This window comes from Paralimibaculum aggregatum, assembly GCF_030270585.1.
GTDB classification, from domain to species: Bacteria; Pseudomonadota; Alphaproteobacteria; order Rhodobacterales; family Rhodobacteraceae; genus Thermohalobaculum; species Thermohalobaculum aggregatum.
On the sequence record NZ_BSYI01000007.1, the window covers coordinates 37901 to 63276 of the forward strand.

Here is a 25376-nt window from a genome sequence, read left to right on the forward strand (position 1 = left end):
AAACAGGCAGGTTTCAGCAGGGCCTAGCCGGGTTTTTTGCAGTGCGATGCAACCAATGCTCGCCCTTTTTGCCGAGGCATGGCAAACTGCGCACGCTAGGTCATCCGGGCGCCAGCGCAACCGGCCGTGCCGGACACCCGGAGGCTGCCAAGGGGGAGACGCATGGTGTTGCGTGTTGTTGCCGCGATGCGAACGCGGATCGCGGCAGTTTCGGCCGCTACGATGCTTGTCGGGATGCTTGTCGGAGCGATGCCCTGGATGTCCGGCGAGGCCGCCGCCCAGGCGCAGCCGGCGCGTCCCCCGGGGCAGGTCTACACCCGCGAGACGGTCGAGCCGCAGATCCCGCAGCGCCCCGGCGCGCTCGCGGCCGAGGAGGCCCCGGCACTGGTGGCACCGCTGCCGCCGAGCCCCGGCGCGCCGCAGGCCGGCGGCGTGAGCTTCGTGCTGAACGGCGTCGATTTCGCCGGCTCCAGCGTCTATGCCCCGGAGGCGCTGCAGGCCCTGGTGGCCGACCGCATCGGCGAGCCGGTGGATTTCGGCGGGCTGAAGGAGATCACCGACGCGGTCGAGGCGCTCTATCGCGGCGACGGCTATCTCGCGGTGCGCGCGGTGATCCCGGCGCAGCGCATCGCCGGCGGCCGGGTGCGGGTGCAGATCGTCGAGGCGGCGATCGCCGAGGTGGTGATCCGCGGCGATCTCGGCCGCGCCGAGCCGCAGGTGCGCCGCAGCCTCGAACGGGTGGTCGGGCTGAAGCCGGTGCGCAGCACCGATGTCGAGCGCGCGCTGCTGCTCGCCCGCGACCTGCCCGGCGTCAACCTGCTCGGCGCGCTGCGGGCGCGCCAGTCCGAGGTGCCGGGCGAGCTGGTGCTGCTGGTCGAGGGCCAGCTCGCGGCGCTCGACGGGTTCGTCAGCCTGTCCAACTTCGCCGCCGACACCGCCGGGCCGCTGGTCGCCACCGGCGGCGCGGCGGTCAACAGCGCGCTGCTCTCGGGCGACCGCTTCGAGGTGGTCGGGCTCACCGCGCTCGACATCGGCGAGGAGCTGCTCGGCCAGATCAGCTATGCCGCGCCGACCGGGGTGGAGGGGCTGCGCGCCTTCCTCACCGCCTCCAGCACCTATTCGCACAGCGGCGGCCCGCTGACCCCGTTCGACATCCACTACCGCTCGCAGATCGTGCGCACCGGGCTCGACTATGCGGTGATCCGCTCGCGCGATCGCACCGTCTCGGTGCAGGGCGGCTTCGAATGGGTGCACCAGGACAGCGACGCGCTGATCGACACGATCGAGATCGACGAGGACCTGCGCGTGCTGTTCTCGAAGGTCAGGCTGATCGAGCCCGATCTCGTCGGCGGGCTGCTCGATGCCGAGCTCGAGCTGCGCCTCGGGCTCGACGCGCTCGGCGCCAACCAGCGCGGCGGCCCGCGCCCGCCGGGCTTCGAGCCGGCCGACCTCTCCTTCTTCACCGCCGGGATCGACCTCGACTATCGCCGCCCGCTGCCGGCAGGGTTCACCCTGCGCGCGCGGGCCCAGGGGCAGATCTCCACCGGCGACCTGCCGAGCTTCGAGACCTTCTCGCTCGGCAACTACACCATCGGCCGCGGCTTCAGCCCGGGCGCGGTCTCGGGCGACAACGGCATCGCCGGCGGGCTGGAGATCGCCTGGGCGATCCCGCTGACCGAGATCCCCGGCGTGGCGGCGCCGGAGCTCTTCGGCTTCGTCGAGGGCGGCCGCGCCTGGATCGACGGCGCGAGCGCCGGGCTGACCTCGCTCGGCGGCGGCGTGCGGTTCCAGCTCCTCGAGCGGCTCGACGCGGAGGTGACGGTGGCGGTGCCGGTGCAGGCCAGCGATCTCGTGCAGGACGACGGGGTGCGGGGGCTGTTCCGCATCACCGCCTTCTTCTAATCTGAGCGTACCGGTGCGCGTGACCCCGAGGGAGGCCCCCTGATGACCCGCCGCACGAAGCCCCGTTCCCCCCTCGCCGCGGCCGTGGCCTGCGGCCTCCTGCTGCTCGGCGGCTGCGCCGAGCGTGCCGCGGCGCCCGCGCCGGCGCCGGGGGAGACCGCGGGCGGGGCGAGCCAGGCCGGCGGGCTGGTCGATCTGCAGCGCCAGGCCTTCGCCGACAACGCGCTGATGCGCTTCGAGGATGCCGAGACGCTGTATCGCGAGGCGGCACAGCGCTCCGCTTCCGGGATCGCCCCGGGCAGCCCCGAGCAGCTCGAGCAGGAGCTCTATCTCGCGCTCAACAAGAGCAATCTCGGCGAATTCCAGCCGGCGGACGCGCTGTTTGCCAGCGCGCTGGCGGGCATCGAGCGCTCCGGCAGCCTGATCCCGCGGGTGCGCGGCGCGGTGTTCCACGCGCAGCACCTGCTCAACCAGGGCAGGGCGGTGGAGACCGTGGCCGAGACCCAGCGGGCGATCAAGCTCGGCGAGGCGGCGATCGCCGAGGGCGCGGCGGAGCGCGGCGTCGACGGGCTGGCCGAGCAGCCGGCGGCCTTCGTGATGGGGCCGCAGGGGCTCGAGATCCCGCAGGAGACCGCGAAGCTGCTGGCCGGGGAGGCCGGGCTCGACGTCTCCGGCGGGCTCGCCACCGACCGGCTGACCCCACGCGAGCAGCTCTCGATCCTGCTCGCCCAGGCCTATTACGTCGAGGCCAGCGCCGGGCGCGGCGGCGCCGGCGGCGACACCGCCGAGCGGCTCGCCCGGGCGCGCGGCCATCTCGAGGCGGCGCCGGAGATCAACGCGCTCTGGCTGCGGGCCGAGCTCGCCCGGCTCTCCGCCGATCTGGCCTTCGAGCGCGGCGATCTCGACCTTGCCGACGACGAGAGCGCCAGCGCGGTGCGGATCGCCCGGCGCTTTGCCGCCGGCGAGCGGCCGGAGGCGCTGCTCCGGCTGCAGCAAGGGCGGATCCGGCTCGAGGCGGGGGATGTCTCCGGCGCGCGCGACGCCTTCGACCGGGCGCTGGCGATCCTCGCCCGCGGCGGCCGCGGGGTCTCGTTCGACGCGCTGGCGCCCTATCTCGAGCTGCTGGCCGAGGAGCCCGACAGCCCGGCGCGCTCGGAGGCGATCTTCCTGGCGCTGCAGCAGCTGCGCAACCCGGCCACCTCCGACACGCTGGCCCGGCTCGCCGCGCGCCTCGCCGCCGGCGACGGCCCCGCGGCCGAGGCGATCCGCGCGCTGCAGGATGCCGAGCTGGCGGTGAACCGCGAGGCGGCCCGGCTCGACCGGCTCTCCGCCGCCTCGCCGCGCGACGTCAACGCGATCCGCCTGACCCGCACGCGCCTCGCCAGCGCCCGGGCCGCGCAGGCCGCCGCCCAGGCCGCGGTGGCGCAGGCCGCGCCAAACTTCCAGCAGATCGGCGATCGCTCGGTGGATCTCGCCGCCTTCCAGGCCTCGCTGCGCCCGGGCGAGCTCTTCGTGCAGGTGCGCCTCGGGCGCGAGGGCGGCGCGGTGGCCGCGGTCACCCGCTCGCGGGTCACGCTCGCGCCGCTCGACATCGGCGAGGCCGAGGCGGCGGCGATCGTCGGCCGGGTGCGCGACAGCGTCTACAGCCCGTTCTTCGACGTGCGCGGCGCGCAGGAGCTCTATCGCCGCGTGCTGGCGCCGGTCCAGGCGGATATCGACGCCGCCGAGGCGGTGATCGTGGCGCCGGACGGGCCGCTGCTCTCGCTGCCGCCGGCGCTCTATGTCGCCGGCGATCTCTCGGGCTATGCCGACCGCTCGCTGGACTATTCCCGGGTGCGCTGGTTCGGTGCCGAGAGTGCGGTCTCGGTGACGCTCTCGGTCGCCTCCTTCCACCATCTGCGGCAGGTGGCGCCCTCCGCCGCGCCGGAGCCCTATCGCGGCTTCGGCGGCTTCGTACCGTTCGGCCCGGGCCAGGCGTCGGTGGTGCAGGCGCGGCGCGAGGCGCCGCCGGTCTGCCTCGAGGTGCTGGCCAATCTCGGCGCGCTGGCGCCGCTGCCGGCCACCGATGGCGAGGTCCGCCGGCTGGCGCGGCTCTCCGGCGCCGCCGCCCCGCAGGCGGTGCTTACCGGCCCCGCCTTCACCGACAGCGCGGTGCTGGCCGGGGATCTCGGCCGCGCCCGCATCCTGCATTTCGCCACCCACGGCATCCTGCCGCTCTCGGCGGACTGCCTGCCCGAGCCGGCGCTGGCGACCTCGCTGGCGCCGGCCGGCGATGGCGACGGGCTGCTCGAGGCGGGCGAGATCGTCGAGCTCGCGCTGGATGCCGATCTCGTGGTGCTCTCGGCCTGCGACACCGGCGGGCGCGGTGCCGGCTCGGCGCTCGGCACCGGCTTCCGCGGCTCCGGCGGCGAGGCGCTCTCGGGGCTGGTGCGGGCCTTCTTCTATGCCGGCGCGCGCAACGTGGTCGCCTCGCACTGGCTGGTGCCCGATGCCGAGACCGGCCGGCTGATGGACCGGCTCTACGAGGGCCTCGGCGCCGGCGAGAGCCCGGCGGCGGCGATGCGCGCGGCGCGGGCCTCGCTGGCCACCGTGCCGGAGAGCTCGCATCCGTTCTACTGGGCCGCCTTCTCGGCGATCGGCGATGCCGCGCGGGCGCCGCGCGGCGGCGCGGGCTGAGGGGCCGGGGGCGGTGCTGCAGACGGGCTATTACGGCAAGGCCCCTTCGGCAGGGGATTTCATCGGCCGCGGCCTGCCGCGGGCGCTGACCCGGCGCTGGGACCGCTGGATGGAGCTGGGCCTGCGCGAGGCGATGCAGGCCGGCGGCGGCGGCGCCTGGCGCTTCGTCGCCGGCGAGGGGGTGTTCGGCCCGGAGGCGGTCTCCGGCGTCTTCCAGCTCAGCCAGGACCGGGTGGGCCGGCGCTTCCCCTTCCTCGTGGCGGTGACCGGCGGGCTCGTCGGCGCCGCCGACCCGTGGTTCGACGCCGCCGAGGCGCTGGTGACGGAGGCCCGCGGCGGCGGGCTCGGGCCGGAGGACCTCGCCGCGCGCTGTGCCGCGATGCCGCCGCCGCTGGGGCCGGGGCCGGTGCCGGGCGGCGGCGTCGCGGTGTTCTGGCTGGGCGCCGAGCCGCGCAGCCCGCATGCCTTCGCCAGCCTCGAGGCGCTGGCCGCGGGCGGGCTCGCCGCGCTGTTCGCCGCCGGCGGGCCGGCCGAGCCGATCGGCGCGGCCGAGACCTTCGACCCGGACGACAGCGCCCGCCTCGCGGCGGAGGCCGGCTACGCGCCCGATGCCGTGCCCGCGGTGCCGCTGCCCGACGAGCCCGTGGATCTCGACGATCTCTTCGCCGAGGTCGGGCTGGGCGAGGGGGCGCCCGCCGCGCCCGCCGACGAGCCCGGCGCCGGTCCCGCCCCGGAAACCTCCGCCGGGCTGCCGTCCGAGGCGCTCCCGCCGGCGTCCGGGCCTGCCGCAGCACCAGACGAGCCGGCGGAGGCGCCCTCTGGGCCGCTGCCCGGGGACGCGATGGATCTCGACGATCTCCTTGCCGATGTCGGGCTGGCCGAGGGAGCCCCTGCCGCGCCCGCCGACCCGCCCGGCGCCGGCCCCGCCCCGGAAACCTCCGCCGGGCTGCCGGCCGAGGCGCTCCCGCCGGTGGCCGGGCCTGCGGTTGCACCAGACGAGCCGGCGGATCCGCCAGCTGGGCCGCTGCCCGGGGACCCGGTGGATCTCGACGATCTCCTTGCCGATGTCGGGCTGGCCGAGGGAGTCCCTGCCGCGCCCGCCGATCCGCCCGGCGCCGGTCCCGCCGCGGAAACCTCCGCCGGGCAGCCGGCCGAGGCGCTCCCGCCGGCAGCCGGGCCTGCCGCTTCGCCTGACGATCCGGAGGAGCCGCCCCCTGCGGCGGCGCCGCTGCCCTCCCTCGACGAGCTGCTGCCGCCCGAGCGCCCGCTGCCGGAGAGCGGGACCGCCCCGCTGCCCTCCGCCGCCCTCGGCCCGGCCGAGGAGGTCGCGCCGCCCGGCGCGGTGATCCTCCCCGACGATGCCGGCGCGCCGCTGCCGCCCTTGCCCGACGACGGCGATGCCATCCTGCCGCCGGCCCCGGCGGAGGAGGAGCCACGCATCGACCTCGACCGGCTCTTCGATCTCGGCCCCGAGATCGAGGCCGACCCCGACCCCGAGACCGACCCCGAGACCGCGCCGGAGACCGGCCAGGGGGCCGGCCGCGGCGCCGGCGATCGCGGCTCCGGGCGGCAGTGAGCGCCACGCGCGCTTGACCGCTGCCCGGTCGCCCCGATAGTTGGGGAACGCATCCGGCGGGCGTCCCGCTGCATGGCAAGGGAGAGCCGACACGCGATGCCCCGCTTCGCCGCCAATCTCACCATGATGTTCACCGAGCGCCCGTTCCTCGAGCGCTTCGCCGCCGCGCGGGCGGCCGGCTTCGAGGCGGTGGAGTTCCTCTTCCCCTACGAGCACGATGCCGCGGAGATCCGCGCCGCGCTCGACGGGGCGGGCCTCGCGCTGGCGCTGATGAACACGCCCCCCGGCGACTGGGAGGCCGGCGAGCGCGGGCTGGCCTCGCTGCCGGGGCGGGTGCCCGACTTCGTCGCCTCGATCCGCCAGGCGCTGGCCTATGCCGAGGTGCTGCGGCCCGAGCGCATCCACGTGATGGCCGGGATCAGCCGCGGCCCCTGGGCGCGCTCGATCTACGCCGCCAATCTCAGCCGTGCCTGCGAGATGGCGCCGCAGCAGCAGTTCACCATCGAGCCGATCAATGCCCGCGACATGCCGGGCTACCACATCGTCGAGACGCAGGATGCGCGCACCGTGATCGACGCCGTGGGCAAGGGCAATCTCGGCCTGCAGCTCGACCTCTACCATCTGCAGATCACCGAGGGCGACGTGACCCGGCGCATCGAGGCGCTCTCGCCGCTGATCCGCCACGTGCAGATCGCCTCGGTGCCGGCGCGCCACGAGCCCGATGGCGGCGAGCTCGCGCTCGACCATCTGCTCGGGGTGCTCGACCGGATCGGCTATACCGGCTGGATCGGCTGCGAGTACCGCCCCGCCGGCGAGACCGAGGCCGGGCTCGGCTGGTTCGCCCGCTGGGCCCGCCCGGCCGGGGGCTGAACCCGGAGCCTTCCCGACCCCGCGCCGGGGCGCCCCGGCGCCGCGCCCGGTCTCCGCGACCGCATGTTTCGGCCTTTGCCGGTGGCCTGCCGGCCCCCGCCAGCGCCCGACCGGGCCCGCCCCCACCCCCACCGCCGCCTTGCGCGTTGCGCGCAAGGCGGCGGTGGGGGTGGGGGCGGGCTTTCGCGCGGCGGCGGAGCGATGCCCGCAAGGGCATTGCGGGCCGGAGCGCCACGGGGCGGGCCGGGCGGGGCCTTCGCGCCGCGCAGTGCCGGCGGGCGGGATCTTCTGGCGCTGCGGTCTGCCTTCCGGATGTCGGCACTGGCGGGAGAGCAGACCCGCGTTTCGGCCCTGCCGGGTGGATCGGCCCGGGCCCCGCGCGCGGCAGACGGCGCGCGGCTCGTGGCGGCGGGATGCCGGCCGCGGGGCGGCGTCGGCAAAGGCGGCCTGGCCCTGCCATTGCCCTCTGCACGTCCCTCGCTCGCCCCGGCGCGTCCTGCGCGCCGGGGCCTTTTCGTCCCGGGTCATCGCGTTAGGCCGTTGCGGCGGGCCATCCTTGCAGGACGCGGGGCGAAACATTTGAAACGCGGTCGCGGCGGCGCTGCAAAGAGCGTGAAACGCCGGGTTCCCATCTTCCGCCCGATGCCAGGGCGGTGCCTGCCGCCCGCCAGCGAGAGGAGAGCCCGATGTCCCCGATCCACCCCGACCGCCGCCGCGGTCGCCCCGTCGCCAGGCTGCGGAGCCCCTCCGAGGGCGATGCCCGGCGCTGGACCCGTGCGCTGGGGGAGGCCGAGCGCGGCCGGCCGCAGCATCTGCGCAGCCTGCTGGCGGCCCGCCCGCGGCGGCCGCTGCCGATCTGATGCTGCGCGGGATCGTGCCGGCGCCGGGGCGGATCGCGGGCCCGGCGCTCGGGCTGGCCCGGCGCCTGCCGGCGGCGCTGCTGCATCCGCTCCGGGCGCGGGCCGCCTGCGCGCTGCTGGCCGGGTCGCTGGCCGGCGGCCCCGTGCCGTTCTCCGGCAGCTGCGACGGCGTGCCGCTTGCCGCCGAGACGGCGCCCCTCGCGGCGGGCCGCTAGGGGCCGGGGTGGGCACGGCTGGCAGGGCGCCCCGTGCCGCAAGCCGCCGGGACGAGGCCGGCGGCCGCCCGGGCGCCGGCCGGCTCACCGCGGCCCGGGCAACTGCTGCGCGGAACCGGGGCACCCGGTTGGGTGCCGCGACCTCGGCCCGGCAAGCGCTCCGGGCGGGACCGGTTCTGCAGCGCTGCCCTCGCCTCCCGATCGCGGTCCGGTCGCTGCGTGGGCGCCGCCTGGCTCACCGCGGCCCGGGCAGCGGCCGCGCGAAAGCGGGGCACGCGGGTGGGGCGCCGCGGCTTCGGTCTCGGCAAGCGCTCCGGACGGGGCGTGGCCGGCAGCGCTGCCGGCTCGCCTCCCGATCGCGGTCCGATCGCTGCCCGGGCGCAGCCCGGCTCACCGTTGCCCGGGCAGCGGCCGCGCGGAGCTGGGGATCCGGTTGGGTGCCGCGGCCTCGGCCTGGCAAGCGCTCCGGGCCGGACCGGCTCAGCTGCGCTGCCCTCGCCTCCCGATCGCAGTCCGGTCGCTGCGTGGGCGCCGCCTGGCTCACCGTGGCCCCGGCAACGGCTGCGCGGATGCGGGGCACGCGGGTGGGGCACCGCGGCTTCGGCCTGGCAAGCGCTCCGGGCGGGGCGTGGCCGGCGGCGCTGCCGGCTCGCCTCCCGATCGCAGTCCGATCGCTGCGTGGGCGCCGCCTGGCTCACCGCGGCCCGGGCAACGGCCGTGCGAAAGCGGGGTACGCGGGTTGGGCACCGCGGCTTCGGCCCGGCTGGCGCTCCGGGCAGGGCCGGGCCAGCGGTGCTGCCGGCTCGCCTGGCGGTCGCTGCGTGGCGCGCTGCATGGCGTGCCGCTGCCCGGCGGCTGCGGCTGCGCCGGGCGTCGGGCGGCCGGCTCGGGGGCGGGCGCGGCCGCGCGGTCAGCGCCCCGGCGGGTCGAACTTGTAGCCGATGCCGCGCACCGTCCGGATCAGCTCGGGCTTCTCGGGCACCGGCTCGATCTTGCGCCGCAGCCGCGAGATGCGGATGTCGATGGAGCGGTCGAAGGGGTCCCAGCCGCGGTCATGGGCGAGCTCGAGCAGCTGGTCGCGGTTGAGCACCCGGCCGCGATGCTCGACGAAGACCTTGAGCAGGCGGAACTCCATCGCGGTGAGCGGGACCTCGTCGCCCTCCGGGCCGAACAGCTTGGCGCGGGCATAGTCGAGCGTGAAGCCGGCGAAGCCGACCCGTTCGGCCGGCTCCACCGGCGCCTCGGGGGCCTCGGCCGGGGGCGCCTCCGCCGCCGGCGCCGCGGTGCGCCGCAGCACCGCCTTCACCCGCGCCTCGAGCTCGCGCAGGTCCACCGGCTTCGGCAGGTAGTCGTCGGCGCCGAGCTCGAGCCCGACCACGCGGTCCACCGTCTCGCCCGCCGCGGTCACCATGATCACCGCGATGCCGTGGCTGCCGCGGAGCCAGCGCAGCAGGCTGAGCCCGTCCTCGCCGGGCATGTTGATGTCGAGCAGGATGACGTCGATCGGGGTCCCGGCATCGACCAGCGCCCGCAGCGCCGCGGCGTTCTCGACGAGGCTGACCGCATAGCCGCGCTTCTGCAGATACTCCCCGACGGTCTCGCGCAGGTCCGGCTCGTCGTCGCAGACCACCACGTGCCGGCTCCCGGCGCCGGCCGCCGCGCTCATTGCTCGGCCTCCCGGCCGGTGCGCTCGCCGGCGAGGCGGCGGAGCAGCGCGCGCAGCTCCTTCGGCGCCACCGGCTTCTCGATCAAGGGCCGGCCGGACTCGGCCCGGACCGCCTCGGCATCGCGGCTCATCGCATCCCCCGTCACGAAGGCGAAGCCGGGCACCAGATCGGGCCGGCTCCGCGCAATCTCCCGAAACAGCGCCCGCCCGCCCATCCCGGGCATGCGCAGGTCGCTCAGCACGATATCGAAGCGGGCGCCGCCGGCCAGCCGCTCCAGCGCCGCCTCGCCCGAGTTCGCGAGGCTCGGCGCCACGCCGAGCCCGGTGAGCAGCTCGGCGATCATCGCGGCGACCTCCGGCTCGTCCTCGACCACCAGCGCGGTGAGCCGGCCGGCGGGCAGCGGCTCGGCCTCGGCGCCCGGCGCCACATGGGGCCCCGCCGCCACCGGCAGGCCAAGCGTGAAGGCGGCGCCGCCCTCCGGCCCGACATCGACCTCGAGCCGCCCGTCATGGGCCGAGACGATGCGATGGCAGAGCGCCAGGCCGACCCCGGTGCCGCTGCCGACATCCTTGGTGGTGAAGAAGGGCTCGAAGATCCGCTGGCGCAGCTCGTCGGGCACGCCGGGGCCGTTGTCGGCGATCACCGCCTCGACCATGCCGTCCGGCGCCATCCGGGTCTCCAGCCGGATCCGGCCATCGGGCAGGCCGGCGGCCTCCAGCGCCTGCTGCGCGTTGACCAGCAGGTTGACCACCACCTGGGTGATCTGGTCCTCGTCGGCCTGCACCGGGGGCAGGCCCGGCGCCAGCGCGGTCTCGAGCGCGAGCCCGGCGCCGCGGATGCCCTGCGCCACCACATCCGCCGCGGTCTCGACCACCGCCCCGAGGGCGGTGGGGGCGAGCCGGGCCGGGCGCTGCCGGGCCATGGCGAGGAAGGTCTTGACGATCTTGGCGCAGCGTTCGGCGGCGGTGGAGATCTTCTCGATGCGCCGGGCGGTGTTCGGATCGTCCGCCTCCTCGCGCAGCATCAGCGCCTGGCCGACCACCACCGAGAGCGGGTTGTTGAGCTCGTGCGCGACCCCGGCCAGCAGCTCGCCGAGGGCGGTCAGCTTCTCGCTCTGGAAGCTCGCCTCGCGGCGCCGGGCCAGCTCGCGCTCGGCGGCGCGCTGCTCGGTCACGTCGCGCCAGGCCAGCACGAAGCCGCCATCGGAGGTGGGCTTGCGCGAGGCCGCGTAGCGCCGGCCCGAGGCGAGGGCGAACTCGAAGCGCGCCGCCGGCTCGGCGCCGGCCTCCGCCCCCGGCCAGCCGACCGCGCGGGGCTCGTGGCCCGCCGCCGCCGCGGCCTCGACCAGCGCGGCATTGGCCACGCCGGGCACGATCAGCGCGGCGACCGGGGCGTTGACCTCGCGAAAGCGCGAATTGGCCGCCAGCAGCGCATGGCCGGCGTCGAACAGCGCGAAGCCCTGGTCGAGCGCGCCGATGGCGTCGAACAGCCGGCGGTTGATGCGCACGATCTCGTCGCGCTGGGCATAGAGACGCGACATGTCCTGGGTCGAGGCGACGATCGCCTGCTCGCTCTGATAGCCGACGATGCGCGCCGAGATCCGCGCCGGGAACGGCCTGCCGTCGGCGCCCAGCATCTCGGTCTCGAAATGGTCGAGCGCGCCGGTGGGCAGCAGCTCGGCGAGGAAGTCGGACCGCGCCGTCGGGTCGGCATAGACCTCGCGGGCCGAGCGCCGCGGGCCGAACTGCGCCTCCCAGGACGGGTTGCGATAGATGATCGTGCCGTCGCCGATGCGGCACATCATGATGTTGGAGGGGCAGGCGTCGAGCACGTCGCGCAGCAGCTCGTCGGCATTGGCGCGCAGCTCCTCGGCGGAGCGCTCGGCGGTGATGTCGGTCTCGGTGAGCACGTAGCCGCCGTCCTCGGTGGGGTGGAAGCCGAGCCGCACCCAGCGCTCGGCCGGCCGCGTCGCCTCGACCGCCAGCGGCGTCTCGCCGCCGCCGGCGAGATGCGCGTCGATCCGGTCGAGCCCGCGGCCGAGCCCGCGCCGCGCCGCCTCCGCCAGGAAGATCGCCCAGGGCAGGCTGGGCAGCAGCAGCTCCTCGAGCCCGGGATAGCCGGAGCGGAAGCGCGCGTTGCAGAGCACCAGCCGGTCGTCCTCGCCGAACAGCGCGAACCCCTCCGACAGCGCCTCGATGGCGCCGCGCAGCCGCTGCATCGGGCCGGCGCCCGCCCTGTCCTCCGCGCAATCCGTCGCTCCGCCTGCCATGGTTCCGCCCATCGGCCTCCTGCGGGTACAGTTTCCTGCGGCAATGTTTCTGCCGTGTGTCAGCGCTGCCCGCTATTGTAACGAATGTTTCCGCGTGCTTACCTTGTGACGTCCCGTCAGCTGCATGGCAGCACAGTCGCATGAACCAGAAAACCCTCTATGAGAAATATGGCGGTTTCGCGCAGATAAACCGCATCGTGATGGCGTTCTACGACGGGTTGCTCGACAGCGACGAGGTCGGCCCGTATTTCGACGATGTCGACATGAAACGGCTGATCGATCATCAGACCAAGTTCGTCGCGGCGCTGATGGGCGGGCCGGCGGAATTCGGCGACGATCACCTGCGCCGGGCCCATGCCAGCCTCGGCATCACCGATGCGCATTTCGACGAGATGAAGGCGATCCTCGGCGGCACCCTGGCCGATCACGGCGTCGCGGCCGAGGACGTGGCGACCGTGCTCGCGGCGATCGAGTCGCGGCGCGGCCTCGTCGTGGCCTGAGCCCCCATGGCCATCGAGGCGATCAACGAGCAGCTCCTCCGGGCGGTGGGCGTCGGCGTCGCGCTGTTCGACGGCGAGGGCCAGACGCTGAGCTTCCGCAACGACGTGTTCGAGAGCTGGTTCGAGGAGGCCGAGCCGGGCATCTCGCTGCCGGCGCTGTTCCCGACGCTCGATGTCGAGGCGGTGCGCGCGGCGCTGGCCGAGGGCCGGCGCTATGCCACCGAGACCACCTTCCGCAAGAAGCGCCGCACCATCGTGATCGCGCAGACCTTCAGCCGGGCGATCATCGGCGACGAGCCGGTGCTGGTGCTGGAATGCCAGAACATCTCGCGCATCCGCGAGCTCGAATCGATGATCGAGAGCTATTCCAACATGGTCGAGCGCAACACCCGCGAGATCCAGCGCGAGAAGGAGCAGGTCGAGAAGCTGCTGCTCAACATCATGCCGCGGGCGGCCTACGAGGAGTACAAGAGCTTCGGGGTGGTGGCGCCGCAGAAATACGAGGCGGTCACGGTGATGGTGCTCGACTTCATCGATTTCGCCGCGGCCAGCCAGCGCCTCGCGCCGGCGAGCTTCGTCGGCGAGCTCAACGAGCTCTACAGCGCCTTCGACCGGATCGGCGAGCAGTTCGCCTGCGAGCGGATCAAGACCACCGGCGACACCTATCTCTGCATCGCCGGGATGCACGATCCGGGGATGGACCATGCCGCCGCGGTGGCCAATGCCGCGATCCGCTTCATCCGCTATCTCGAGCGGCGCAACGCCAATGCCGAGACCGCGTGGCGCTGCCGCATCGGCATCGCCACGGGGCCGGTGGTGGGCTCGGTGGTCGGCGTGCAGAAATACGTCTACGACGTGTTCGGCCCGGCGGTGAACGAGGCCGCCGCCGCGCGCGACCGGGCGGCGGCGATGGAGGCGCTGGTCACCGGCGCCGCTGCGGCGCTGCTGGCCGAGGGGCCGGCGCTGACCGCGCCGAGCGGCGCGGGCGCCGCGGCGGCCGGGCTCCGGGCGCTGTCGGCGGTCTGAGCGCGCCGGCTCAGGCCGCGGCCAGGGCGTCCGCCGCGCCCTCCAGCATCGCGGCGCTGAGCGTCGCATAGGTGGCGGCCCAGGCCGCCTCGGTGGCCGGCGTCCAGGCCGGGCCGAGGCCGAGCTCCAGCGTCTCCATCAGCGCGAGGCCGACCGGGCGGTAATGCGCCGCCTCCACGCCATAGCCGACATGGCGGGCGCCGAGCTCGTGCAGCGTCGGCAGCAGCGACTCCAGCCGGTCGAGCGCGCCGACCGCCATGGCCAGCACGGCGACGAGCTTGCGCCGCTGTTCGGCGAGGTCGTCGGGGAACATCGCCCGCAGATGCGGGGCATGGGCGAACAGCCGGTCATAGAAGATCTCGGCCGCGGCGGGCGCGATCGGCACGATGCGGCGGAAGCTCGCCTGCACCTCGGCGACCTGGTCTGGCGTGAGCGGGGCGGTGGACATCGGGGCCTCCTCGGGCGGTCTGGCCGCGCCCGGCGCGCGTGCCTTCCTCGCCTGCCGTTGTCGGCCGCGCCGGTGTCAGGGCGATGTCGCGCGCCCCGGGTCAGGGTTTCAATTGTTGCGCCCGGTCTCGCCCTCGCCGCCGGCCAGCCGGAGATCCACCGGGGTATAGCGCTCGTCGAGCTCCGGCCGGCCGACGGTGCTGCTGCCGAGCAGCAGCGCGATGCCGAGCTCGGTGAGATAGCCGAGCCGCGAGACCGTGGTGCCCTCGGTGCCGATCCAGCGCATCTCCACGTCGAGCATCTCGAAGCGGCAGGCGCCGAGCGCCATCGCCTCGGCCTCGGCGGCCCGCACCGAGACCTTCTCCGGCAGCACGAAGGGCGTCGCCTCGGCGCCGCTGAGCGCCCAGTAGGCGGCGCTGAAGGCGGCACCGGCGCGGATCTCCGGCAGCTCCTCCACCGGCGGCAGGTAGCGATAGCGCGTCTCGGTCCCGGGCAGCGGGCGGCCATTGGCGCTGTCGCCCTCGCGCAGGATCAGCAGGCCCTCGTGGCTCTCGGTATAGAACTCCTGCCCGCCATCGGCGGCGGCGTTCAGCTCGAGCACCCGGTCCGGCCCGCTGCGGCTGTAGCGGGTGACGAAGCCGTCGCTGTAGACCGCCTCGATGCCGGCCTCGAGATCCGCCGCGGTGGGGCAGGCGGCGGCCGCCGGGCCTGCGGCGAGAAGCGCAAGGATCGCGAGCGCGGGTGCGGGGAGCGCCGGTGCGGCGGGCGCGGGTGCGGGGAGCGCGGGCTGGGGGCAGGCGATCTGCATCCGGTCACCTCTGGCGTTGCGGGGCTCTGCTTGGGACGGGGGCTCTGCTCGGGGCGGGGGCTGTGCTCGGGATCGTGGCGCGGATCAGTCGGCCTCCGCCTGGAAGCCGGGATCGACCGGCACGCCGAGCGCGGTGACCAGCGCATTGGTCTGCACCGCCATGGCGAGCACGGCATAGAGATCGGCGAGCTGCGCCGCGCTGGCGCCCTTGGCCCGCGCCGCCGCGGTGTGGCTGTGGATGCAGTAGTCGCAGCCATTGGCCATCGAGACCGCGAGATAGACCAGCTCCTTGGTCAGCGGGTCGAGCCCGCCCTCGCGCTGCTCCACCATCACCGCCTTGAGCCGCGCCCAGGTGGCCGCCAGCAGCGCCGGGTCGGCGGCGGCGAGGGCGCGCCAGAAGTTGTTGATGTGCTCGGTCCCGCGGGTCTCGCGGATATCGGCGAAGACCGCCGCGACCTCCGGAGAGGCCGCGGCATCGGAGACCAGCGGGACCGTCGCCATCAGACCAGCGCCAGCACGCGGGCCGGGCCGCCGGTGCCGCCCTTGTGCTTCGGCGCGCCGAGCACCAGCGTCGCGCCGGATGCCGGCACCGCGTCGAGATTGGCGATGTTCTCGAGGCCCCAGCGGTTCGCCGGCAGCCAGGCGTAATGCGTGTCGAAGCTGGCCGACCTGCCGATGTCGAGCGAGAGCGTGTCGACGGCGATGCCCGCCGCGCCGGTCTCGAGCAGCATCTGCGCCGCCTCGACATGGAAGCCCGGATAGTGCTGCGTGCCCTCGGCATCGGCGCCGCGGAACCTCTCGGTGCCGAGATGCGCCTGCCAGCCGGAATGCAGCGCGACGCAGGCGCCGTCGGGGATCTCGCCATGCGCGGCGATCCAGGCCTTGATGTCGTCCGGGGTCAGCTCGGCATCCGGGCTCGCCGCGGCCTTCTCGCGGATATCGACCACGCAGAGCGGGCAGACCAGGTTCTCCACCGGGATCTCGTCGACCGAGAGCCCGTCGGCGGAGAAGTGCAGCGGCGCATCGACATGGGTGCCGGTGTGCTCGTCGATGGTCATCTGGAAGAGGTTGTAGCCGTGTTCGGCGAAGTTGAACTGCTGGTCCATCGAGATTCCCGGCGGCCCGCCATAGGTCGGGAAGTCCGGGCTCAGGGTGTGGGTCATGTCGACCACCCGCGCGGCGCCCTGGGCGAGGGCGGCGGGGGCGGCGAGCCCGGTCGCCGCGGCGGCGCCGAGGGCGGCGGCGGGGGCGGCGCGGAACAGCTCGCGGCGCGAGAGCATGCGGTTCTTCACCGCGTTGGTGACGCAGGCATGGCACATAGTCGGTTTCTCCCTGGCTCGGGTCCTGGCTCTGGCAACCGGACCCGGCGAGGGCGTCGGGTCCGCACGGCGCAGCGGCTGCGCGCGGGAGCCCCGGGAGCGCGAAGCCGGGTTCGCGCCGGACCCCCGCGCCGAGCCTAGGGCGGATTTCCCTGCAATGTCGAGCGCCGCGGCGCGATCCGGCCCGTGGATGGATTTGCCGGCGGCATGCTGGAATTTGCTTCCACTCAATGGTGCATTCGTGCCATATCGAGGTGCTGCACGCGGGATTCAGATCCTATGCGGCGTGATCATGGCAGCTATGCATATGGTCGACCAAGAAAGGTTGTGCTTGACGCCGCAGGCTGCGCACGGCCAAATCTGCGCTTTATAAAAGGCGAGGATATGGAAATGTCTGGTGAAAATCGATTGCGACTCGACGATCAGCTCTGCTTCGCGCTCTACGCCGCGACCAATGCGGTCACCCGGGCTTACCGCCCGCTGCTGCGGGATATCGGACTGACCTATCCTCAGTACCTCGTGATGCTGGTCCTGTGGCAGGACGGGGTCTCGCCGATTCGCCACATCGCCGACCGGCTGAGCCTGCCGCCCAACGCGCTGAGCCCGCTGGTCGACCGGCTGGAGGCGCAGGGCCTGGTGCGGCGCGAGCGCGACAAGGGCGACCGCCGGCGCATCTTCGTGTCGCTGACCCAGACCGGCGCCGAGCTCGAGGCCGCCGCCTACCGGGCGCAGCAGCAGGTCGCCTGCCAGACCCAGCTCCCGCACGAGACCTATGTGGAGCTGCGCGAGGAGCTGGTCAGCCTGGTCAACCAGATGTCCGATGCGGGCGATCTCGACGCGATCGAGACCCCGCGGCTGGCCACGGTGAGCTGCGCCACCGCCTGATCGGCGCGCGCTGGGCGGGGCGCGGACCCCGCCGCTGCGGCCCTCGGGTCCGGGGGCCGGAGCGCCGGGCCGCGTTGCCTGCATCCATCCCGCCCTGCATCCCTCCCGCGGCCTGCGGGGGCGGGTGCGCAAGCGCCTGCCGGCGCCATGCGCCCCGGCGGGCCCTGCATCCCTCCCGCGGCCTGCGGGGGCGGATGCGCAGACGCCTGCCGGCGCCATGCGCCCCGGCAGGTTCGGGGGCCGGTTCGGGCATGCCGGCCGGTTCGGGCGCGGTCGAAACGCCGCGCCGAATATCCCTCCCCAGCCGCCCGCGCGAAGGCCCCGCCGGACAGCCCCGGCGAACACGCTCGGCGAAGGTTCCCGCCGAACAAACGCAACGCGCTCGGCGCAGGTTCCGGCCGGAAGTTCCCAACGCGCTCGCCGAAGGTTCCCGCCGAACATCCGCAACGCGCTGGCAGAAAGTTCCGGCGGGAAGTTCGCTCCGAACCTGCGCCCCGGATGTCCCTGCCAGATGTCCCGCCAGACAGTCTCTCCAGACGTTCCTGCCAGACATTCTCTCCGAAGCCTCCGGACGTTCCTTCCGGATTTCCGCCCCGAAGGTCCGTGCCGCATGTCCCGCCGGACGGTCTCTCCAGACGTACCTGCCGGACGTTCTCTCCGAAGCCGCCGGATGTTCCTGCCGGATCTCCGCCCCGAAGGTCCCCGCCGCATGTCCCGCCGGGCGGTCTCTCCAGACGCTCCTGCCAGACATTCTCTCCGAAGCCGCCGAACGTTCCTGCCGGAGCTCCGCCCCGGAGGTCCCCGCCGCATGTCCCGCCGGACGGCCTCTCCAGACGTACCTGCCGGACGTTCTCTCCGAAGCCGCCGGATGTTCCTGCCGGATCTCCGCCCCGGAGGTCCCTGCTGCATGTCCCGCCGGACGGTCTCTCCGGGTGTCCCTGCCGGACGTTCTCTCCGAAGCCGCCGGGCGTTCCTGCCGGAGCTTCGCCCCGAAGGTCCCTGACGCATGTCCCGCCGGGCGGTCTCTCCGGGTGTGTCTGCCGCATGGTGTTGGCGCAGTCCTCTCCGGTGCTCCCCGCCGGCGTTTCGTGCCGACGGGTGCGCTTCGGACGGTCCAGCCGAACCGTCCGGCCGGGCCGGGCAAGGCGCGCCCGGCGGTTTCGGCGGCCGCGGCCGGGGCCCGCGCTCCGGTCAGACCGCGATCCGGCCGCCGCCCCGTTTCGTCACCACCAGCACCGAGGGGCGCGGCGGCATGGCGGGGTCGAAATCCGGCCAGCGGGTCGCCGGGTCCTCGAAGGTCGAGGCGCGCTCGAAGCCGGGATAGCTGGTGGTGCCGTCGGTGCCGGGGTGCTGCACGGCGAGGAACAGCGTCTCCTGGTCGGCGGTGAAACAGGGGCCGCAGAGCTCGGCGCCGATCGGGCAGCGGAAGAAGAGCCGGGAGGAGCCGCGGGCCTCGCCCCCGGTCTCCAGCGCATAGAGCCCGTCGGCGCGGCCGGTCCGGGGCCAGCTGCTGCCCTGGTCGGTGGAGATCCAGAGCCGGCCCATGGCGTCGATGGCGGCGTTGTCCGGCGAGCCGAACCAGCCGTTCTCCGAGGTCGCCGGGCCCCATTGCGCGCCGACCTCGGCGATGGCCGGATCGCCGCATTTCACGATGATCTCCCAGGTCATCCGGTCGGCGGCATGGTCGCCCTCCGGCACGGCGAGCTCGATGATATGGCCGAAACGGTTCTCCGGGCGCGGGTTGGCGGCGTTCTCGTCGCCCGGCCGGCGCCGGGTGTTGTTGGTCAGCATGACATAGACGTGGCCCTCGCCCGGCTGCACGTCCTCGGGGCGGTCCATCGGGGTGGCGCCGAGCAGGTCGGCGGCGAGCCGGGTGTCGATGGCGATGTCGGCCTGCGAGTGGAAGCCGTTCTCCGCGGTCAGCGGGCCGTGGCCGTGCACCAGCGGCAGCCAGTCCATGCTGCCGTCGTCGTTGAAGCGGGCGACCGAGAGCGTGCCCTCGGAGAGCAGGGCCATGTTGGCCGCGCGGTCCGCGCCGATGGTGCCGGCGGAGACGAAGCGGTAGAGATAGTCGAAGCGGTTGTCGTCGCCGGAATAGATCACCACGCGGCCGTCCGGGTTGGCGATGCTCTCGGCGCCCTCGTGGCGGAAGCGGCCGAGCGCGGTGTGCTTCACCGGCCGGCTTTCGGGGTCGAGCGGATCGACCTCGACGATGTAGCCGAAGCGGTTCGGCTCGTTCGGCTCGATGTCGATGTTGAAGCGCTCGTGCCACTTGCCCCAGGCATACCAGCGGCCGGGCACGCCGTAGCGCTTCATCGCGGCGGCCTGCGGCTGCGCGGAGAGGTCGGGCCGGCCGTCGGCATCGAGCCTGTCGGTCCAGAAATAGCCGTGGAAGTTCTCCTCGGCCATCAGGTAGGTGCCCCAGGGGGTGATGCCGCCGGCGCAGTTGTTGAGCGTGCCGATCACCTCGGTGCCGGCGGCATCCGCGGCGGTCTTCATCCGGTCGTGCCCGGCGGCGGGGCCGTCGATCGCCATCCTGGTGGTCAGCGGCGTGATGCGGCGGTTGTAGCGGCTCGCGAGCTCGACCGCCCAGTGCCCGTCGGCGCCGCGGGCGATCTCGACCACGGTGCCGCCATGCGCGGCCATCTCGGTCTCGGCGATCGCCTTCGTGGTGCCCGCGAAATCCGCCCGGTCCTGCCGGCCGAGACCGGGGAACATCACCTCCTCGTTGGTGTATTCGTGGTTGACGCAGAGCAGGCCGCGGCGGCCCGCCGGGTCGAGCGGCACGAAACCGACATAGTCGTTGTTGTAGCCGAACTGGGCGAGCTGGCGCTCGGCGCTCTGCCGGTGCGGGTCGAAGGGCGGGGCATCGGCGAAGACCGGGTCGCCCCAGCGCAGCAGGATCCGCGCGTCGTAGCCCTCGGCGATGTGGTGCGTCTCGTCGATCCCGGCGGCGAGCTCGGGGAAGGCGAAGCGGGTGCCGCCGCCGGCCGCGGCGCGGGCGCCCGGCGCCTGCATCAGCGCGGCGGTGCCGAAGAGCGCGGTGGCGGCGGAGACGGCGAGCGCCCCGCGCATCACCGCGCGGCGGCCGTGGCGGCGGTGGATCACGTCGCCGATGGTGTCGCCCAGGTTGGGGTTGGTCGGGATGTCGTCGAAGGCCTCGTAGGCCTCGGCCCTGTTGCCGATCCCGGGATCGGAGACGATCTGCTTGCGGTCCATGGCATGGCCTCTCGCTGGCTCGGTGCGCGGGGGCATCGGCGCCGGCCCGCGTCACGCCGGAGCCTAGCGCGGAAATCCTGCACCGGCATGACGGTTTCCTGAAACCTCCGGCGCGGGAGCGGCCGGCGCGCCTGTGCCGGCGCGTGCCTTCGGCTCCCCTGTTGCGTGGTTCGGCAGGGAGGCCGGGCATGGGCGGACGCGGGCTGACGGCGGCAGCGCGCGGCTGGTGGTGCGGGAGCTGCTCGCCATCCGGCCCGGCGAGCGGGTCGCCATCATGCGCGACGCGGCGAGCCCGGCGCCGATGGTGGCGGCGCTCCGGCAGGTGCTGCGCGGCGACGGCCTCGAGCCGGCGCTCCTGACCCAGCCCTCGCGCCCGGCCGAGCGCAAGAACGACCTCTGCCCGATGATCGCCAGGGCGCTGGAGGCGGCGGATGTGCCGATCGCCATAGCCGGCTCCGGCGGCGCGCCGGTCGATGCCCCGGCGGTCAGGGCGCTGCTGGCGGCGAAGCGGCTGCGCTTCCTCTCCATGGTGATGCGCGACATGGCGATCTTCACCGGCGGCGGCGCGCTGGCCGACCATCCGGCGCTGCATGCCGAGGGGCTGCGCCTGCGCGCGCGCCGGGCGGCCGGGCGGGCGATGCGCATCACCTCCGCCGCCGGCACCGAGATCGCCGCGCCGATCGCCCAAGACGCGGTCTTCGTCGAATGCGGGCCGGCCCGGGCGCCCGGGGAGACCGCCGCCTTCTCCGGCGCCGGGGTCTCCTTGCGCCCGCTCGAGGGCCTGGCCGAGGGGGTCTTCGTGATCGACGGGCCGGGCGCGGTGATCGGCTGACCCGAGGCGCCGATCCGCCGCAGGGTGCGCGCCGGTCGGGTGCTGGAGATCGCCGGCGGGGGCCGCGCCGCCGAGCGGCTGCGCGCCATCGTCGCGGCCGTGCCGGGGGCCGGCAACCTCGCGGCGTCCGGCATCGGCCTCGACCCGCACTGCCGGCCGCAGGGCACCTTCGAGGAGGTCAGGAAACGCCGCGGCCAGGTGCATCTCGCGATCGGCGACAACACGGTCTTCGGCGGGCAGGTGCGCTCGCCGGTGCATCTCGACCTGGTGCTGCGCGACCCCGGCGTCACGCCTGGCGGCGCGCCGCTGGTCGGGCGCGGCCGCAGCGTCTTCGAGGAGCGGCCCTGAGCCGGCTCAGGCCCGGTCCGGCGCCAGCAGCATGACCAGCGCCGCCAGCGTCGCGCCGACCCCGAGCCAGACCGGCATGCCGACCCAGTCGCCCGCGAAGATCCCCTCCCAGAGGATCACGAAGGAGGGCACCAGATAGCCATAGGCCAGCACCTTGGCCGAGGGCAGGCGCATGGTGGCATAGCGCATCAGGAAGAAGGTCGCCGCCGTCGCCGCCGCGCCGAGATAGAGCATGGCGATCCAGACCACCGCCGGCAGCGCCAGCCAGTCGGTCCCGGACACCGCCGGCGCCGACCAGGCCAGCGAGGTCAGCAGCCCGCCGAGCAGCACGCCGAGGCCGAACACCGCCGCCGGCTCGCCGCGGCTGAGCCGGCGCACCATCGGCGTGTAGAGCGCATGGATCGCGCAGCCGAGCAGGAAGAGCTGCTCGCCGAGGCCGAAGTCGAGGCCGAGCAGCGCCTCGACATCGCCGCGGAACACCACCCAGATCGCGCCGGCGCCGCCGATGCCCAGCGCCGCCAGCGTCCAGAGCGGCGTGGTCTGGCGCAGCAGGAACCAGGCGAAGACCGCCGACATCGCCGGGGTCAGCGTGAAGATCGCCGCGGTGGAGACCGGATCGGTCAGCCGCAGCGCCTCGAACATCAGCACGAAATAGCTCGCGAACATGCCGCCCAGCAGCAGGTAGCGCCAGGGCGCGCGGAAATGCCGGGCGCGGATCAGCGCGCCGGCGACGGCGAGCGAGATCCCGGCGGCGATCGCGAAGCGCCCGGCGGTCATCGCGCCGGGGTCGATGAAGGGCGCGGCGCGGCCGCCGAGCGAGAAGGAGACCGAGACCATCGCGGCGAACAGCGCCATCGCGCCATGCGCCCGGAGCGCGGCGCGGCGGTCCGGCAAGACCTCGGCCCTCATGCGGCGGCCCTCATGCCGGGCTGCCCGGCCGCGGCGCCGGCGGCCCGGCGCGGAAGCCGCCGGCGCCGCGCCCGAGGCGTCCGGCGCCGCGGCGGGCAGGGCGCGGCCCGCCGCCGATCGCCGCCCGGGCATCCGGGCCGGCCGAGGCGGCCGGAGCAACCAGGCCGGCCGGGACAACCGGGCCGACCGGGGCAACCAGTCCGGCTAGGGCATCCGGGGCGGCTGGGGCAACCAGTCCGGCCGGGGCATCCGGGGCGGCCGGGACAACCGGGGCAGCCGGGTCGGCCGGGGCATCCGGGGCGGCTGCGGCAACCAGTCCGGCTAGGGCATCCGGGGCGGCCGGGGCAACCAGGCTGGCCAGGGCAACCGGGCCGGCCGGGGCAACCAGTCCGGCTGGGGCATCCGGGGCGGCTGTGGCAACCAGTCCGGCTGGGGCATCCGGGGCGGCTGTGGCAACCGGGCCGGCCGGAGCAACTGGGGCAACCGGGGCGACCGGGCCGGCCGCGGGCCGGCGCAGGATCGCCCCCGGCAGATCCGCCGGCCCCCGCCGGGGCGGCACGCCGGGCATCGCGAGATCCGCCGGCACCGGGCCCGACGCGCAGCGCCGCGCGGCGCCGATTCGGCGGGGTGCAAATGCCGCGCCGCCGACGCCAGCCGCCCGGCCGGGTCGCGGTCCGCCGCCACAACCACCCGGCCTCAGACCGCGGATGCCGGGCCCGCCGTTCGGCAGGAGACGGCGCTGCAGCTTCTCCAGCCGCCGGGGCTTCGGTGCCCTTGTCCCAAGCTCCGGCAGCACCGCATGGCCGTGAATGCCGAGCCCGCCTTTCTGCAGGAACCGGCGCAGCAGCTTCTCCAGCCGCCGGATCTTTGGCGCCCTTGTCCCGAGTTCCGGGAGCATCGCACGGCCGCGGATGCCGAGCCCGCCGTTCGGCAGGAAACGGCGTAGCGGCTTCTCCAGCCGCCCGGGCTTCAGTGCCCTTGTTCCGAACTCCGGCGCCGCTGCATGACTGCGGATGCCGAGCCGGCCGTTCGGCGGGAGCCGGCGCAGCGGTTTCTCCAGCCACCGGGGCTTCGGCGGCTTCGTCCCGGGCTTCGGTCTTGCCGCATGGGTGCGGATCGCCGGGCCGCGCGGGCCGAGCCGGCGCTGCGCTGCCGATCTGCCGATGTGGCGGCCGCTCGCGCTGGAGGGCCGAGCCGGCGATGGTGCTCGGAGCAGGGCATGGCCGGGCCGGCGGGTCGGCGCGCAGCAGCGGCGCGCGGATGCCGGGCAGGCGGTGCGGCGGCGCGCGTGGTGGCACAGCGGGAGGAGGCGCGCGTGGTGGCACAGCGGGAGGAGGCGTGCGTGGTGGCTCAGCGGGAGGGGGCGCGCGTCCGCCCCCGCTCCTTGCGGTAGCCGGCCGGGGGCGGAGCGGTCGGGGCCGCGCTGCGGCCGCAGGTGGCGGAGCGGGCCGCGCTCGGGCTTCGGGCCGCGGCGCCGCGGCGCAGGGGAGAGCCCGAGCTGCGGCTGGTCGCCATCCTCCGGGGCATGGGCGGGGTCAGCGAAGGGCTGCTCGCCCGCCGGCCGGCCCGGCCGCGCGAAGAGCCGGCCGGGCGCGGTTGGGCCATGGCGCCCCCAGCGGGGCAGGGGGGGCTCCGGCGCCGGGGCCCCCGCCGCGGGCAGCGGCCGGTCGAGCCCCGCGGTCATGTCGCGGCCCGGGAGCGGCGCCTCGCCGGCGCGGGCCGAGCGGTGCCCGGCCATCGGGGCGGTGACATGGGCGGCGACCGCCGCGTCGCGGCGACGCGGGGCGATCCGGCCGATGGGGGTGTCGGGCATGGCGGCTCCTCGGGGCAGGCGTTGCGACAATGGACCTGCGCCCCGCCGGGTGCAAGCCATGCCCCCGTGCCGGGCCGGCGGCCCCGGAGACCGGCGCGGGAGACCGGCCCCGGAGACCGGCGCGGGAGGCCCGCCCGGGAGACCCGCTCAGGACACCCGGGTGGTACGCTCCACCAGCAGGTAGAGCCCGATCCGCGCGCCGACGAAGATCGCCGCCATCACCACCGGCGCGCTCGGGCTCAGCACCGAGAGCGCCGAGAGCCCCTGGCCGATGCTGCAGCCGAGCGCCAGCACGCCGCCCACCCCCATCAGCGCCGCGCCGAGAAGCTGCCGGCGCAGCTCGCGCGCGTCGTCGCAGGCCTCCCAATGGAACTCGCCGCGGATCGCCGAGCCGAGCGCCGAGCCCAGCACCACGCCGAGCACCGCGGCGACCGAGAAGTCGAGCACCCCGGCGGCATCGCCGGCCATCGCGAGATGCAGCGTCTCGCCGAGCGGCGCGACGAAGCTGAAGCCCTCCACCGCCACCATGTCGAACCCGTCGCGCCCGGCATGGGCGGTGGCCGCCCAGGCGAGCGCCACCGTGGCACCGACGCCGAGGCCGAGCGCCGCCTGGCGCGGCGCCAGCGCCCCGCGCGCCTGCAGCAGCGCCGCCGCCGCCAGCCCGCCGGCGATCGCCAGCGCCGGCAGCAGCGGCCCGAGCCCGAGCCGGGCGCCGAGCCAGGCGCTCATCGCCTGCGGCGCCGCGCCCTCGGGCGGCACCAGCGCGAGGCGCAGCCCGGCCAGCGGCCCCACCAGCACCGCATAGCCGAAGATGCCGACCACGATCACCACGAAGACCGAGCGCAGATCGCCGCTGCCGGCCCGCGCCAGCGCGCCGAAGCCGCAGGTGCCGACCTGCGCCATGCCGAAGCCGAACATCAGCCCGCCGAGCACCGCGCCGAGCGGCGACCAGGGCAGCCGCAGATAGAGCGTCGCCGCCGGATCGACCATCTCGGCCGTCGCCAGCAGCGCGGTCAGCCCGATCGCCGCCGCGCCGGCCAGCAGCAGCATCCGGAGGCGCCCGGTGTCGCCGCCGAGCGCGGCATCCTCGATCGCGCCCATCACGCAGAACCGGCCGAGCCGGGCGGCGAGCCCGAGCGCCATGCCGCCGGCGAGCCCGGCGAGCGCTGCCATGCCGGCTCCGTCGAGGCCAATCACGGCGTCTCTCCCCATGTGTTTCGTTCGAGCCTAGCGCC

Annotated in this window: 19 protein-coding genes and 1 pseudogene; 10 read left to right on the forward strand and 10 right to left on the reverse strand. The window is 75.0% G+C overall.

The window, feature by feature from the left end; all coding sequences use genetic code 11:
* Window positions 1-234: 234 nt before the first annotated feature.
* From QSJ97_RS05815 to QSJ97_RS05840, 6 genes are all read left to right on the forward strand, one after another.
* Window positions 235-1902 carry a ShlB/FhaC/HecB family hemolysin secretion/activation protein gene (locus tag QSJ97_RS05815; protein ID WP_285670711.1) on the forward strand — a complete coding sequence of 556 codons (1668 nt, stop codon included), beginning with the start codon at window positions 235-237 and terminating at the stop codon, window positions 1900-1902.
* Between the two features lie 42 nt (window positions 1903-1944).
* Window positions 1945-4578: a CHAT domain-containing protein gene (locus tag QSJ97_RS05820; protein ID WP_285670712.1), complete on the forward strand. Its 2634-nt coding sequence runs from the start codon at window positions 1945-1947 to the stop codon at window positions 4576-4578.
* Window positions 4544-6154, forward strand: coding sequence for a type VI secretion system-associated protein TagF (gene tagF, locus QSJ97_RS05825; RefSeq protein ID WP_285670714.1), 1611 nt, complete (start codon window positions 4544-4546; stop codon window positions 6152-6154). The genes QSJ97_RS05820 and tagF overlap by 35 nt, the downstream gene beginning before the upstream one ends.
* A 96-nt stretch (window positions 6155-6250) precedes the next feature.
* Complete coding sequence (otnI, locus tag QSJ97_RS05830) at window positions 6251-7024, forward strand: 2-oxo-tetronate isomerase (RefSeq protein ID WP_285670715.1); 774 nt, start codon at window positions 6251-6253, stop codon at window positions 7022-7024.
* A 686-nt stretch (window positions 7025-7710) separates the two neighbouring features.
* Window positions 7711-7884 (forward strand): hypothetical protein, encoded by a 174-nt coding sequence (locus QSJ97_RS05835; protein WP_285670717.1) that lies wholly within the window; start codon window positions 7711-7713, stop codon window positions 7882-7884.
* Window positions 7884-8099 (forward strand): hypothetical protein, encoded by a 216-nt coding sequence (locus QSJ97_RS05840; protein ID WP_285670718.1) that lies wholly within the window; start codon window positions 7884-7886, stop codon window positions 8097-8099. The genes QSJ97_RS05835 and QSJ97_RS05840 overlap by 1 nt, the downstream gene beginning before the upstream one ends.
* Before the next feature lie 910 nt (window positions 8100-9009).
* Here the strand turns inward: QSJ97_RS05840 and QSJ97_RS05845 are convergent.
* Together QSJ97_RS05845 and QSJ97_RS05850 are read right to left on the reverse strand one after the other, a co-directional pair.
* Window positions 9010-9765, reverse strand: a complete 756-nt coding sequence (locus tag QSJ97_RS05845; protein WP_285670719.1) for a response regulator — start codon at window positions 9763-9765, stop codon at window positions 9010-9012.
* Window positions 9762-11984 (reverse strand): hybrid sensor histidine kinase/response regulator, encoded by a 2223-nt coding sequence (locus QSJ97_RS05850; RefSeq protein ID WP_285670720.1) that lies wholly within the window; start codon window positions 11982-11984, stop codon window positions 9762-9764. The genes QSJ97_RS05845 and QSJ97_RS05850 overlap by 4 nt, the downstream gene beginning before the upstream one ends.
* Window positions 11985-12175: 191 nt before the next feature.
* On the opposite strand from QSJ97_RS05850, the gene QSJ97_RS05855 reads away from it, so the two are divergent.
* Window positions 12176-12535 (forward strand): group I truncated hemoglobin, encoded by a 360-nt coding sequence (locus QSJ97_RS05855; RefSeq protein WP_285670721.1) that lies wholly within the window; start codon window positions 12176-12178, stop codon window positions 12533-12535.
* Window positions 12536-12541: 6 nt separating this feature from the next.
* Window positions 12542-13561: an adenylate/guanylate cyclase domain-containing protein gene (locus QSJ97_RS05860; RefSeq protein WP_285670722.1), complete on the forward strand. Its 1020-nt coding sequence runs from the start codon at window positions 12542-12544 to the stop codon at window positions 13559-13561.
* A 10-nt stretch (window positions 13562-13571) separates the two neighbouring features.
* On the opposite strand, the gene QSJ97_RS05865 is transcribed toward QSJ97_RS05860, so the two are convergent.
* The 4 genes from QSJ97_RS05865 to QSJ97_RS05880 all read right to left on the reverse strand — a co-directional run bounded on the left by QSJ97_RS05865 (window position 13572) and on the right by QSJ97_RS05880 (window position 16135).
* Window positions 13572-14009 (reverse strand): globin family protein, encoded by a 438-nt coding sequence (locus QSJ97_RS05865; protein WP_285670723.1) that lies wholly within the window; start codon window positions 14007-14009, stop codon window positions 13572-13574.
* A 108-nt stretch (window positions 14010-14117) separates the two neighbouring features.
* Window positions 14118-14816 (reverse strand): hypothetical protein, encoded by a 699-nt coding sequence (locus QSJ97_RS05870; RefSeq protein WP_285670724.1) that lies wholly within the window; start codon window positions 14814-14816, stop codon window positions 14118-14120.
* 84 nt (window positions 14817-14900) lie between these two features.
* The gene (locus tag QSJ97_RS05875; RefSeq protein WP_285670725.1) at window positions 14901-15317 is read right to left on the reverse strand and encodes a carboxymuconolactone decarboxylase family protein; all 417 of its coding nucleotides are present in this window, start codon (window positions 15315-15317) and stop codon (window positions 14901-14903) included.
* Complete coding sequence (locus tag QSJ97_RS05880; protein WP_285670726.1) at window positions 15317-16135, reverse strand: cyclase family protein; 819 nt, start codon at window positions 16133-16135, stop codon at window positions 15317-15319. Before QSJ97_RS05880 ends, QSJ97_RS05875 begins: the two co-directional genes overlap by 1 nt.
* Window positions 16136-16543: 408 nt before the next feature.
* Between QSJ97_RS05880 and QSJ97_RS05885 the strand changes: the two genes are divergently transcribed.
* Window positions 16544-17020, forward strand: a complete 477-nt coding sequence (locus QSJ97_RS05885) for a MarR family winged helix-turn-helix transcriptional regulator (RefSeq protein WP_285670727.1) — start codon at window positions 16544-16546, stop codon at window positions 17018-17020.
* Window positions 17021-18211: 1191 nt separating this feature from the next.
* Here the strand turns inward: QSJ97_RS05885 and QSJ97_RS05890 are convergent.
* Window positions 18212-20239 carry a PhoX family protein gene (locus tag QSJ97_RS05890; protein ID WP_285670728.1) on the reverse strand — a complete coding sequence of 676 codons (2028 nt, stop codon included), beginning with the start codon at window positions 20237-20239 and terminating at the stop codon, window positions 18212-18214.
* A 229-nt stretch (window positions 20240-20468) separates the two neighbouring features.
* Between QSJ97_RS05890 and QSJ97_RS25215 the strand changes: the two are divergent.
* A pseudogene (locus tag QSJ97_RS25215) lies at window positions 20469-21419 on the forward strand (2,5-dihydroxypyridine 5,6-dioxygenase NicX family protein).
* A gap of 6 nt (window positions 21420-21425) precedes the next feature.
* Here the strand turns inward: QSJ97_RS25215 and QSJ97_RS05905 are convergent.
* From QSJ97_RS05905 to QSJ97_RS05915, 3 genes are all read right to left on the reverse strand, one after another.
* Window positions 21426-22328: a DMT family transporter gene (locus QSJ97_RS05905; protein ID WP_285670732.1), complete on the reverse strand. Its 903-nt coding sequence runs from the start codon at window positions 22326-22328 to the stop codon at window positions 21426-21428.
* 10 nt (window positions 22329-22338) lie between these two features.
* The gene (locus QSJ97_RS05910; protein WP_285670733.1) at window positions 22339-24141 is read right to left on the reverse strand and encodes a hypothetical protein; all 1803 of its coding nucleotides are present in this window, start codon (window positions 24139-24141) and stop codon (window positions 22339-22341) included.
* Between the two features lie 147 nt (window positions 24142-24288).
* Entirely contained in the window at window positions 24289-25314 is a 1026-nt protein-coding gene (locus QSJ97_RS05915; RefSeq protein WP_285670734.1) for a YeeE/YedE family protein, read from the reverse strand.
* Window positions 25315-25376 lie beyond the last annotated feature (62 nt).